11 protein-coding genes are annotated in these 12,056 nt (G+C 65.3%); 7 read left to right on the forward strand and 4 right to left on the reverse strand.

All coding sequences use genetic code 11. The annotated features are described in order from the left end of the window. Window positions 1–53: 53 nt before the first annotated feature. Window positions 54–1,544 carry an altronate dehydratase family protein gene (locus RMO89_RS02620; protein ID WP_310531054.1) on the reverse strand — a complete coding sequence of 497 codons (1,491 nt, stop codon included), beginning with the start codon at window positions 1,542–1,544 and terminating at the stop codon, window positions 54–56. Window positions 1,545–1,674: 130 nt separating this feature from the next. Between RMO89_RS02620 and RMO89_RS02625 the strand changes: the two genes are divergently transcribed. The 7 genes from RMO89_RS02625 (at window position 1,675) to RMO89_RS02655 (ending at window position 9,054) form a co-directional block, all read left to right on the forward strand. After that, a complete protein-coding gene (locus RMO89_RS02625) occupies window positions 1,675–2,691 on the forward strand; it encodes a LacI family DNA-binding transcriptional regulator (protein WP_310531055.1) in 1,017 nt (338 codons plus the stop codon). A 70-nt stretch (window positions 2,692–2,761) separates the two neighbouring features. Further along, complete coding sequence (locus RMO89_RS02630; protein WP_310531056.1) at window positions 2,762–3,394, forward strand: RpiB/LacA/LacB family sugar-phosphate isomerase; 633 nt, start codon at window positions 2,762–2,764, stop codon at window positions 3,392–3,394. Between the two features lie 2 nt (window positions 3,395–3,396). Continuing rightward, entirely contained in the window at window positions 3,397–4,152 is a 756-nt protein-coding gene (kduD, locus tag RMO89_RS02635; RefSeq protein WP_310531057.1) for a 2-dehydro-3-deoxy-D-gluconate 5-dehydrogenase KduD, read from the forward strand. A gap of 9 nt (window positions 4,153–4,161) precedes the next feature. Then, on the forward strand, window positions 4,162–5,172 hold the full coding sequence (locus tag RMO89_RS02640; protein WP_310531058.1) for a sugar kinase: 1,011 nt from the start codon (window positions 4,162–4,164) through the stop codon (window positions 5,170–5,172). After that, window positions 5,159–6,604, forward strand: a complete 1,446-nt coding sequence (locus tag RMO89_RS02645) for a carboxylesterase family protein (protein ID WP_310531059.1) — start codon at window positions 5,159–5,161, stop codon at window positions 6,602–6,604. The genes RMO89_RS02640 and RMO89_RS02645 overlap by 14 nt, the downstream gene beginning before the upstream one ends. A gap of 3 nt (window positions 6,605–6,607) precedes the next feature. Further along, entirely contained in the window at window positions 6,608–7,435 is an 828-nt protein-coding gene (locus RMO89_RS02650; protein WP_310531060.1) for a rhamnogalacturonan acetylesterase, read from the forward strand. Beyond that, the gene (locus RMO89_RS02655; RefSeq protein ID WP_310531061.1) at window positions 7,432–9,054 is read left to right on the forward strand and encodes an alpha-L-fucosidase; all 1,623 of its coding nucleotides are present in this window, start codon (window positions 7,432–7,434) and stop codon (window positions 9,052–9,054) included. The genes RMO89_RS02650 and RMO89_RS02655 overlap by 4 nt, the downstream gene beginning before the upstream one ends. Window positions 9,055–9,060: 6 nt before the next feature. Here the strand turns inward: RMO89_RS02655 and RMO89_RS02660 are convergent, their stop codons facing one another. From RMO89_RS02660 to RMO89_RS02670, 3 genes are all read right to left on the reverse strand, one after another. Continuing rightward, window positions 9,061–9,453, reverse strand: coding sequence for a cupin domain-containing protein (locus RMO89_RS02660; RefSeq protein WP_310531062.1), 393 nt, complete (start codon window positions 9,451–9,453; stop codon window positions 9,061–9,063). Beyond that, entirely contained in the window at window positions 9,450–10,832 is a 1,383-nt protein-coding gene (locus tag RMO89_RS02665; RefSeq protein ID WP_310531063.1) for a pectate lyase, read from the reverse strand. Before RMO89_RS02665 ends, RMO89_RS02660 begins: the two co-directional genes overlap by 4 nt. Before the next feature lie 122 nt (window positions 10,833–10,954). After that, a partial coding sequence (locus RMO89_RS02670) for a TonB-dependent receptor domain-containing protein (RefSeq protein ID WP_310531064.1) occupies window positions 10,955–12,056 on the reverse strand: 1,102 nt, incomplete at its 5' end.

Raw genomic sequence — 12,056 nt, forward strand, 5'->3', positions numbered from 1 at the left:
TGGTGGTGGTGCCTATAGGAAACCGGTGTCATACGCAAGACACCGCGCGAAAATCACAGGGTGACACCGCGCTTCCAGATGGCAATCGCGCGTTGTCCGGCGCGTTCCGCGGCGGTTGGCTGACCGCCCGAGTGGGCCAGAAGGCAGTCGATGAAGGCGGCGTCGGCAGCCTCTGCCCCTTCGTCCAGTGCGCGCGATGCGTCGAAGTCGATCCAGTGTGGTTTGGCCATTGCCAGCGCGCGATTCGACGCGACCTTGATCGTCGGCACCGGAAAGCCGAGCGGTGTGCCGCGTCCGGTGGTGAACAGCACCATGGTCGCCCCCGCCGCCGCGAGTGCGGTCGACGAAACGGCATCGTTCCCCGGCGATTCAAGCAAGGTCAGCCCGCCCGCCGGGGCCTGCGTGCCATAGTCCGCGACATGGTTGAGGGTAGCCGTACCCGCCTTCTGCACCGCGCCGAGCGACTTCTCTTCCAGCGTGGTGATCCCGCCGGCAAGGTTGCCGGGCGAGGGGTTCTCCGAAACCGGCAGACCCTGATCGAGGTAATAGCGCTTGAAGCGGTTCACCAAGGCGGCACCGGCGGCAAAGGTCTCCGCATCGCGCGATCGGGCGAGCAGGGCCTGTTCAGCGCCGAAAATCTCGGGAATTTCGGTGAGTATCGCGGTGCCGCCTGCCGCGCAGAGCCGGTCGGTCAGCCGTCCGAGCAGCGGATTGGCGGTGAGGCCGGACAGCCCGTCCGAGCCCCCGCATTTCAGGCCGACGCGCAGCGCCGACAGGGGCAAGGCCTGCCGACGCGCCGTCGCCGCCTGTTCAACCAGTTCATCGACCAGCCGCGCGGCCTCGGCCAGTTCGTCGCCCGCGCTCTGGCTCGATAATGTGCGCACCTTGCCGCGCGCCGCGACCGGAACATCTTCCAGCAAGCGATCTAGCTGGTTGCTCTCACAGCCAAGGCCGAGCAACAACACGCCCGCCGCGTTGGGATTGGATGCCAGCCCGGCAAGCGCGGCGCGGGTGCCGGCCAGATCATCTCCCAGCTGTGAGCAGCCGTGCGGGTGGGCATAGGCGTGGACGCCATCGATCCGCCCGGCGTGGCGCTGCGTGGCCTCGCGGGCGACCTGTTCCGCGGTCAGACCGACGCAGCCGACAGTGGGCAGGATCCACACTTCGTTACGCGTCGCGGCCAGCCCATCGGTGCGCAGATAGCCTTGCCATTCGGGCTGCTGGCCGACGGGCGCGGCGCTGAAGGCCGAATGCGACCCCTCGGCATATTCAAGCTCACCGGCCAGCGCGGTCGCCAGGTTGTGGCTGTGAACATGGTCGCCCGGCGCAATGGCGCGCGTCGCCATGCCGATGGGCAGGCCGTATTTGGTGACGACATCGCCCGCCGCATGGGCGTGCAGGGCGAACTTGTGGCCTTGGCCGATGCCCTCGCGCAACAGCACGCCCGCAATCTCACCCGCCGCCAGCGGACGCAGTGCGACGGCGACCGAATCGTCGGGGTGGACGCGCAAGGCGCTGCCGGGCGGGAATGTCAGAATCGTCATTGGCCTTCTGCAATTTGGGAAACCGGTGTCAATATGTGCCTCTTGCCCTTCCGCAAGGCAAGGAAAGTCGATAAGACCGCACCAAGCGGGGCAATCTGGCGCACCGCGAGAGGACCGACAGGGGCACTGGGTGAAAAGCAGCGGACAACCGACGATCAACGATGTTGCCCGCATTGCCGGCGTGTCGAAGAAGACCGTCAGCCGCGTGATCAACCGTTCGCCGCTGCTCAATCAGGCGACGCGCGAAAAGGTCGAGGCGGTTATTGCCGAGCTCGCCTACGTGCCCAATCCGCAGGCCCGCGCTCTGGCGCTGCGCCGCAATTTCCTGCTCGGGCTGATCCACGACAATCCGAACGCACAGATGGTGCTGAACTTTCAGGAAGGCGTGCTCGACGCCATCCAGGGCACCGAATTCGCGCTCGTCGTGCGGCCGGTCGATCGCCACAGCCCCAGCCTGTTCGACGATATTCGCCAGTTCATCGAACAGCAGCGGCTCTATGGCGTGATGATCCTGCCGCCGCTTTCGGAGAACGATGCGCTGGCCGCGCTGTTTCGCGAATTGGGTTGCAATTACGTGCGCATGGGTTCCGCCCCGCTCGACGATGCCGCGCATCTGGTGCAGTCGAACGACCGGCAGGCGGTGCGTGATGCGGTCGCCTACCTCGTCACGCAGGGGCATACCCGCATCGGGCTGGTGCAGGGGCCGGACGGCTTCCGTTCCGCCGCCGAACGCGAACTTGGCTGGCACGATGCGATGGAGGCCGCCGGTCTGCCGCACGGGCCTGACCTGATGGCGCGCGGCAACTACACCTTTGAAACCGGGCGCGATGCCGGGGGCAAGCTGATCGACGCTGCCCAGCCGCCAAGCGCGATCTTCGCCAGCAATGACGTGATGGCCGCTGGCGTACTTCACGCCGCGCGCGGCCGCGGGCTCGACGTGCCGCAGGACCTGTCGATCGTCGGCTTCGACGATACTGCCATCGCCACCGCCATCTGGCCGCCGCTGACCACGGTGCGCTGGCCGATCCGCACAATGGCCCGCTCCGCCGCGCTCAAGCTGATCGATCCGGAAGCGGCCTCCGGCGAACAGTCGCTCTTCCCCACCGATTTCATCGCCCGCGCATCTGTCGCACCCCGGCAGGTCTGAGCTTGCCTTTGCCTATGACACCGGTTACCTATATCCGGCCAAACGAACTTCCAAACGAAAGACTGAACCCATGAAGATCGCCCTGATCATTGAAAACAGCCAGGCCGCCAAGAACGCCATCATCAACGATGCGCTGACCAGCGTGGCCGAACCGCTGGGTCATCAGGTGTTCAATTACGGCATGTACACAGCCGAGGATTCGGCCTCGCTGACCTATGTGATGAACGGGCTGCTCACCGGCATCCTGCTCAATTCGGGCGCGGCCGATTTCGTTGTCACTGGTTGCGGCACGGGTATGGGATCGATGCTCGCGGCAAACGCGATGCCGGGCGTGTTCTGCGGTCTGGTGATCGATCCGACCGATGCCTTCCTGTTCAGTCAGATCAACGACGGCAACGCGATTTCGATGCCCTATGCCAAGGGCTTCGGCTGGGCGGCGGAGCTCAACCTGCAGGACTGCTATCGCAAGATTTTCGAGAACGAAGGCGGCGTCGGCTATCCCAAGGAGCGCGCCGCGATCATGGCCAAGAATCGCGGCATCCTGAAGGACCTCAAGTCAGCCTCGTGCCGCGACATGCTGACGGTGCTGAAGACCGTCGATCAGGACCTGCTCAAGGCCACAATCGCCGGTGAGAAGTTCGCTGACCTGTTTTATCCCAACGCCACCGATCAGGACATTGCTGACTACCTCAAGGCGCTCTGATCGTGGCGATCTCGTTCTCGCTTGAAGGCAAGGCCGCGCTGGTCACAGGCGCGAACACGGGCATCGGACAAGCCATCGCGGTGGCCTTGGCCGAGGCCGGGGCGGACGTTGCGGTCGCCGGTCGCAGTGAGCCGACCGAGACGCTTCGCGCGATCGAGGCGACCGGGCGCAAGGCCGTGAACATCAAGGCGGACCTCTCCTCAATCGAGCCGGTTCAGCGCGTCGTCGACGAGGCACTGGCTGGGCTTGGCCGGATCGACGTACTGGTCAACAATGCCGGGATCATCCGCCGCGATGACCTGCTCCAGTTCTCCGAAGCGGACTGGGACGCGGTGATCGACACCAACCTCAAGACGCTGTTTTTCCTGAGCCAGGCAGCCGCCCGCCACATGGCGGAGCGCGGGTCTGGCAAGATCGTCAACATCGCCAGTCTGCTCACATTTCAGGGTGGCGTGCGTGTGCCGAGCTATGCCGCGGCCAAGTCGGGCGTGGGCGGCGTGACCAAGGCCATGGCTAACGAACTTGCCGCCAAGGGCGTGCAGGTCAACGCTATCGCGCCGGGCTATATCTCCACCAACAACACCACGGCGCTGCGCGAGGATGAAACCCGCAACCGCCAGATCCTCGAGCGCATTCCCGCCGGTCGCTGGGGCCGTGCCGAGGATATTGCCGGGGCGGCGGTGTTCCTCGCCTCGCCCGCGTCTGACTATGTCACCGGCCATATCATGGCTGTCGACGGCGGCTGGTTGGCGCGTTAAACGCCTGGTATGGCCAAAATCGTTACCTGCTTCGGCGAACTTCTGATCCGGCTCACTCCACCGGGCGCGCAGCTCATGGTGCAGGCGACCAGCCTCGACGTGATCGTCGGCGGGGCGGAAGCGAATGTCGCGGCGGCGCTCGCGTCGATGGGGCATGAGGTGCGGTTTTCCGGGCTGGTAACGGACAATCCACTTGGCACCAAAGCGGTCAGCGCACTGCGCGGGGCGGGGGTGGATACGCGCTTCCTCGCCCGCGCTCCCGGACGCATGGGGCTCTATTTCATGGAAGCCGGCGCCGGTCCGCGTCCTTCCGCGATCACTTATGACCGCGCCGGCAGCGCCTTTGCCGAAGCTGACCCCGCGGCCATCGATTTCGCCGGCGCGCTGACTGGTGCAAGCTTGCTGCATACCGGCGGCATCACCCCTGCATTGGGGACGAAAGGCGTCGCGCTGGCCAAGGCGGCGAACGCGGCGGCGGTGGCGGCAGGGGTGCCGATCTGTTTCGACGGAAACTACCGGGGGCAACTATGGTCCGCTTGGGATTCGAAACCCCGCGAAGTTCTGCGCGACCTCGTCAAGGATGCGACGATCCTGATCGGCAACCACCGCGACATTTCGCTGCTGCTCGGCTCGGCCTTCTCCGGAGACGGTGAAGACCGGCGGCGCGAAGCTTCGGAAGCCGCCTTTGCTGCATTCCCGAAGCTCCAGCTGATCGCCTCGACCGCGCGGCACCTTGTCACCAGCGACCACCACCGCATTTCCGCCCGGGTCGATGCGCGGGACAGCGCGCACCAGACTGGCGAGATCGACGTTACCGGCATTGTTGACCGGATCGGCACTGGTGATGCCTTTGCTGCGGGCGTGCTGCACCGCTGGCTGCAAGGCGCAGACGCTCAGGCGATGGCCGAGGCTGGGCTGGCGCTAACCGCGCTCAAGCATTCGATCCCCGGCGACATGTGCCTGCTGGGCGCGGCCGACCTTGATGGCTTCACGGCCAGCGCGGGCGATGTCCGCCGCTGATGGCCTCAGCCGCCGCACCGTCCTGGTGGGCGGTATGGCATTTTATGCTGCAGCAACGCCAGTTTTTGCTGCGCAGCATAAATTGCAAGTCAGGGAGCTGCTTGGCATCCGTTATGGCCGTGCCGAACGGTTCAGGCCGCCCGAACCGGTGCCGTTTGGCATGGTAGATCTGGATAGTCTGACGCAGTTTGGCGCGGCCTGTCCCCAGCAGGGCAAAGGCTACCAACCGCAAAGCGAGGACTGCCTGTTCCTCAACCTGTGGGCGCCGACGACCCAAGCCAAGCGACCGCGCCCGGTCATGGTCTATATCCACGGCGGCGCCTATTCCTCGGGCTCGGTCACCGACCAGCTCAACGACGGCGCGAAGCTGGCTGGGCGCGGCGATGTCGTTGTCGTCACGGTCAACCACCGGCTCAATGCGCTCGGCTATCTCTATCTGCCCGATCGCTTCCCCAGCAGCGGCAACAACGGTCAGCTTGACCTGATCTGCGCGCTGCAATGGGTCCAGCGCAACATCGCGGCATTTGGCGGTGATCCGGGCAATGTTACCGTGTTCGGCCAATCCGGCGGCGGAGCGAAGATCGCGACCTTGATGGCCATGCCCGAGGCCACGGGCCTGCTCCACAAGGCCATCACCATGAGCGGCCAGCAGGTTACCGCCTCCGGCCCGCTCAACGCCCAAAAGCGCACCGATTCCTTCCTGGCCAAGTTGGGAGCCGATCCCGCCACCGCCCCGGTCGAGCAGCTGATCGCCGCGCTTTCCGCCACTGATCCGATCCTTGGCGGCGGGGTCTATATGGGGCCGGTGCTCGATATGAAGCACCTCCATCGGCACCCGTTCTGGCCCGACCCGGCGCCGCAGGGCAATGCCGTGCCGATGCTGCTCGGCAATACGGTAATGGAAACCCGCGCGTTCAACGGACCCGACAGCCGCGAAATCAAGGGGCTCGACTGGTCCAATCTGGCCGAACGGGTCGCCCCGGCCATGAAGATCGATATCGAGCCGCATTGGGTCGTTGCCCAGTTCCGCGCACACTATCCGGGGGCCGATCCGGTCGAGCTGTTCCACCGCATCGCCACCACCGCCCGGTCATGGCGCGGACAGGTGGAAGAGGCCGATGCCCGCGCCCGCGCCGGCGTGCGGCAGACCTGGGTTTACCAGCTCGATTTCGAACAGGCCAAGCACACCGATGATATCGGCCTGTCCTTCGGCACCTCGCCCGACATGACCCCGGCGAGGCAGGCGATGAGCAACACTGTCATGGACGCCTTTGTCCGCTTCGCCCGCACCGGCAATCCCGGCTGGGCGCCCTATTCCATGCCCCGCCGCGAGACGATGGTGTTTGATGTGGCGAGCCGCGTGGTCGCCGATCCGCGCAAGTGGGAGCGCGAGCTCTTTGCCCGCGTGCCTTATATCCAGCCCGGGAGCTGACCCATGATAGCCCTAGCCTTGCTTGCTGCTGCCGTGCCTTCGCCAGATGTTACCCGCACTGAAACCGCACAGCCGGTCAGCGCCAGCAAGGTGATCCTCGTCGGAGATTCAACCACGGCGGTGGGTTCGGGCTGGGGCTCGGCCTTTTGCGCCGAACGGGTGACGCAAGGGCTCGCCTGCCTCAACCTCGCGCGCGGCGGGCGGTCCAGCAGTTCCTATCGCGCCGAAGGATCATGGGCGCTGGCCTTGGGCGAGGCCAGGGTGCCCGGCTATCGCCGCACGGTGATCCTCATCCAGTTCGGCCACAATGACCAACCCGGCAAGCCCGGCCGATCGACCGACCTGGCCACCGAATTCCCCGCCAATCTGGCCCGCTATGTCGCCGAGGCGCGGGCGGCGGGGGCGCTGCCGGTGCTGGTCACGCCGCTGACCCGGCGGATGTGGAAGGACGGCAAGCTCGACCGTGATCTCGATCCCTGGTCCGATGCCGTGCGAAAGGTAGCGGCGGACACGAAGACCCCGCTGATCGATCTTGGTGCGCGTTCGGCGGCGATTGTCGAGGCCATGGGACCGTCGGTTTCAAACTTGACCGCCGAAGTGCCGCCGCCCGCCGAAGTCGCCTCTGCCGCGTCGCTGGACCGCGTCTCGCTGCCCAGCTCGACCGGCGCGCCCGCGGCCACTGACAGCGGCATCGCGCCGCGCACCGGCAAGATGAACCGGCCGTTTGATTACACCCACCTCGGCCCGGCCGGCGCCTCGCTGTTCGCGGCGGTGATTGCCGACGAACTGGCGCGCGCCGTGCCGGAAATTCGCGGCTCGATCATGCCATGAGCGGGCTGACCCGGCGGGGGGTGCTGGGAACGGCCTCGCTGCTGGGGGCCGCGGCGCTTGCCGACCGATCGCCGGCGGCGGTTCGCGCCAGCTGGGAATCGCTCGCCGCGCAGTTCCGCACGCCTGAATGGTTCCGCGATGCCAAGCTGGGTATCTGGTCGCACTGGGGGCCCCAATGCGTACCCGAATGGGGTGATTGGTACGCCCGCAAGATGTACGTTCAGGGCAGCCCCTTTTACGACCATCACCGGAAGACTTACGGCCACCCGGCGGATACTGGTTTCATCGACATCATCGGCCAGTGGCGCGCTGACAAGTGGCAGCCCGAGATGCTCGCGGCCAAGTTCAAGGCGGCGGGCGCGCGTTACCTCGTCTCGATGGCCAACCATCACGACAATTTCGACAATTTCGCCAGCCGGTACCATCCGTGGAATTCCACCCGCGTCGGCCCGCGCCGTGACATTGTCGGCACCTGGGCGAAAGCCGCGCGGGCGCAGGGCCTGCGCTTTGGCGTGTCCAACCATGCCGCCCATGCCTGGCACTGGTTGCAGGCCGCCTATGGCTATGATCCGGAAGGCAGCCGCCGGGGCCAGCGTTATGATGCATTCCGGCTGCGCAAGTCGGACGGGCGCGGCAAAACCTGGCAGGGGCTTGATCCGCAGGCGCTCTATACAGGGCCGTCGATGGTGGTGCCTGACGGTATCTCGTCGGTTGCGCGGATGGACGAATGGCACCTCGCCAATGATCGCCATTGGACCGAGGCGGCACCGACCATCAACCCCGGCTTTTCGCGCAATTGGCTGGCGCGGCAGATTGATCTTGTACAGCGCTATGACCCCGACCTTGTCTACTTCGACAACGAGGGCCTGCCGCTGGACGAGTTCGGCCTTGATGCCGCCGCGCAGTTTTACAACCAGTCCATCGCGCGGCATGGCCGGCTGGAAGGGGTGCTGACCGGCAAGAAGCTTTCCGCCAGCCAGCGTAGTGCCATCACCGAAGATGTCGAACGCGGCTGGTCCGCTGACATTCGCTCTCAGCCGTGGCAGACCTGCACCTGCATTGGTGACTGGCATTACGACCGGAAGATATTCGACCAGCGCGCCTACAAGGCCGCCGAACAGGTGATCCAGCGGCTGTGTGATGTGGTGTCCAAGAACGGCAACCTGCTGCTCTCGGTCCCACAGCGCGGCGATGGCTCGATCGATGCCGAGGAGGAGAAAGTGCTCGCCGGGCTGACCGCGTGGATGGCGATCAATGGTGAGGCGATCTTCGCCAGCCGTCCATGGCTGCGCTATGGCGAAGGCCCGGTGCGCCCGGCGGAAGGGATGATGAACGAAGCGAAGGCCGGAGCCTTCACATCGCAGGACCTGCGCTTCACGGTGCGCGGCGGCACGCTTTATGCAGCGGCGCTGGTCTGGCCCCAGAAGCCGCTGCGGATAGCCTCGCTGGCGGCTGGGGCATCCCCCGTGCGGGTCGGACGGGTCAGCCTGCTGGGCGGTGGGCAATTGCCGTTCACGCAGGACGGTTCGGGACTGCTGGTGACGCTGCCCGAGGCCGGCGAGGGCGTGTTCGTTCCGGTGCTGCGGATCGAGGGCGAGGGCATCGCCGCCGGGGCCTGACGCAGCCTATTGCGGCGGATTGGGGTAGGAAATGATCAGCGACAGCGGCTGTTTGCCCTTCTGCCAGATGCCGACCTTTGCACCCTTGTAAAGGTAGGCCGCCATGCCCGCGGTCAGCTTGCGGCGCACACCGTCAGACAGGACTTCGCCTTCGCCCGAAAGTACGTAATAGACCTCGTCATGGGCGATCGGATGTTCGCCGACTGCCGCACCACGGTGCAGCACGCGGCGGCGGAATTCCATGGCGTGCGGGGCGGGGACGGCGTCGGAAATTCGGTAAGCGGTCGACATGCCGATCGCGCCGTGCGGCGGGACTTCCTCGCGACGCGTAGTTTTTTCGTCGATTACCACCATCGCCGGAGCTGCGGCGAGCAGGCTGAGCGCTGCGGCGAGGCTCATTTGCCGGTAGCCGCCGGAGTTGCACCTTGCCGCGAATCGAGATCGCGTGGGCTCAGCTTTTCCTGCGCGCCAGCCTTCTGGCCCGGATAATGGCCCGATTTCGGCGTCATCGACGCCAGGTCCCAGTCTCCCTCGACGAAAGCTGCACGCACTTCCTTGATAATCGGATAGCCGGGGCCGACTTCGTGTTCGTCGTCAATCACCTCGCCGCGCCCTTCGGCGACGAAGAAAAGAATGCGGATGTCGTCGGGCGCGCGGTCCCACGGGCGGGCACCGGCGGTCTGCAACACGCTGGTCTCGACATCGCCTGATGGCAGCACGGCATAGCCCGCCAGCGAGGCCAGCGGCGCCTTTGCAGGGAGCAGCTTTGCCTTGGTCTCACCATAGCGGCCGAATTGGGGGAGCGCCTTGCCGTGGCGATCGACCGCGCGGTTGTCGCGTCCATAGTACGACAGGTTGCCATCTCCGCCGAGCATCAGGAAGGGCAGGCCCTCATCGGTGTCATTGCCGGCGCGCATCACGTTGCCCACGGCGGTCAATTCGCCGGTGACATAGGGCTGGCCGGTCCATTCAAGATTCATCAGGTTGTAATGCACCGCGCGGTGCTGGGGGTTGTAGATCAGGTTGTTGATCATCAGCGCCTGGACCCCGCCCTTGAGTAGCGGCGCGCGCTCGACATTGTGGGCCCAGATATTGCGGTAAAAGACGATGCCGGTGGCATTGTCGTGGATCAGCGACCCCTTCGAATGTTCGCCCTTGGGGTGGCTGGCATCGGCCAGTCCCTCGGCAGCGAGGTTTTCGCGGAAGACGATGTTGTGGCTGGTATTCTTGCGCCATTCGGCAACGGTACTGCCATTGAAGCGCGGGCCCGAGGCAGACATGTTTTCGTCCAGCGCCCACAGGAAGGAGTTGTGCTCGATCACCACGTTGTAGGCCGCGACGGTTGAGAAGGCATCGGCTTCCCAGCCCGAACGCTTCGCCTGTCCGTCCGCGCCGGTCATCACCCGCATGTGGCTGATGATGACGTCGTGAGTCTTGAGATCGATGCCGCCGCGGATGAGCGTCACGCCCGGGCTGGGCGCGGTCTGGCCGGCGATGGTGAGGAAGGGTTCCCTGATCTCTAGTGTGTCGCGGCCAAGATCGATCGCGCCTGATACCTCGAACACGACCACGCGTGGGCCCTTGGCATTGACCGCCTCGGCCAGCGTGCCGGGGCCTTGCTTGGCGAGCGAGGTAACACGAATGATACGGCCGCCCGCCCCGCCGCGCGTGGGATCGGCGGGGTGCGATTGCACTGCTGCGGTCTGGGCGAGAGCGGGTGCAAGTGGCGCCGCGAGGGTGACTGCGACGCCGCAGAACAAGGCCAGTAACCGTTTCATGCGCGCAATTCTCCCATGCCCGGTTTGCCGGGACTGCCGGCCAACATGGTGCCGGTGATTATATCCCAGGGCAAGATGCCGGTCGCCGCCCTCATGCAGCGACCGGTAATCCTTGCAGGAACTTACTTGAACTTCACCTTCACGCCGGCGCGCAGGATGCGCCCGGTGCTGGCATAGTTCGTTACCGCTTCCTGGCCCTGATAGGCATAGCGCTCGGTGCGCTGGTTGGTCAGGTTCAGGCCTTCCAGCGTCAGCGTGGCGAAGGGCAGGAAGGTCCAGCTCATCGAGGCATCGACGTTGAGCGTGGAGCGGTTGTAGGCGAAGTCGTTGACCAAGGGGGCGTTGCACAGCACACCAGCGACCGAGGGATCGGCAGGCGAGTTGGTCAGGCCCGGGCTGCACGCACCTGCCGCAATCGGGTAGGTGGTCGAATAGCCCTTGCGCTGCGCTGCGGAAACGCGGGCGCGGAACTTCTTGGTTTCATAGTACAGCGTGGCGTTGAACGCCTGTGGCGAAACGTTGAGGAACGGCGCCTTGCCAAAGGTGGCCGGAATAGCTGCGACCGTCCCCGTGGCTGCCGCGCCCGGATCGAGGATGTAGTTCAGCTCCGACCAGATGCGGGTGTAGTTCGCCTGAACGCCGAAGTTCTTGAGGAACCCCGGCAGGAAGGTAAAGTCCATCTGGAACGAAGCTTCGATGCCGCGCACGTATCCGCCCGGTGCATCGCGGAACTGGCGGGCCGAGAAGATGCCGCCGGCGTCGATATACTGGACCTGCTGCGGGGTCAGCTGCAGCTTTAGCGCGTCGACGGCAGCGGTATCGAGGAAGTCCGAAATCTGCCCGTCAAAGATGACCGTCTGCGGGAAGCTGTCGATCTGCTTATCGAAGAAGGCGAGGCTGAACAGGCCGCCCGGCGCGAAGTACCATTCGACGCTGGCGTCGATGTTGGTGGCACGGAACGGGCTCAGCTTCGGGTTGCCGATAGTCATGGTGCCGCCGGTCGTGGTGCCGGTGAACGAAGGCACGCTGATCGCCGAAATGGTGGGCGAAAGGTTGCCCAGCAGCGGCCGCGCCATGACCTTCGATATGGCGAAGCGGGTAATCAGGCCATCCATCGGTTCGTAGGTCAGGTTCATCGACGGCAGCCAGTCGGAATACTTGTTGCTGCCGAACAGCGGACGGCCCGCCGTAGAGTTGCCGATCGAGGTGACAGACGTTTCGACA

Origin of the sequence: Novosphingobium sp. (assembly GCF_031424035.1) — a bacterium.
In the GTDB taxonomy this organism is placed as follows: Bacteria; Pseudomonadota; Alphaproteobacteria; order Sphingomonadales; family Sphingomonadaceae; genus Novosphingobium.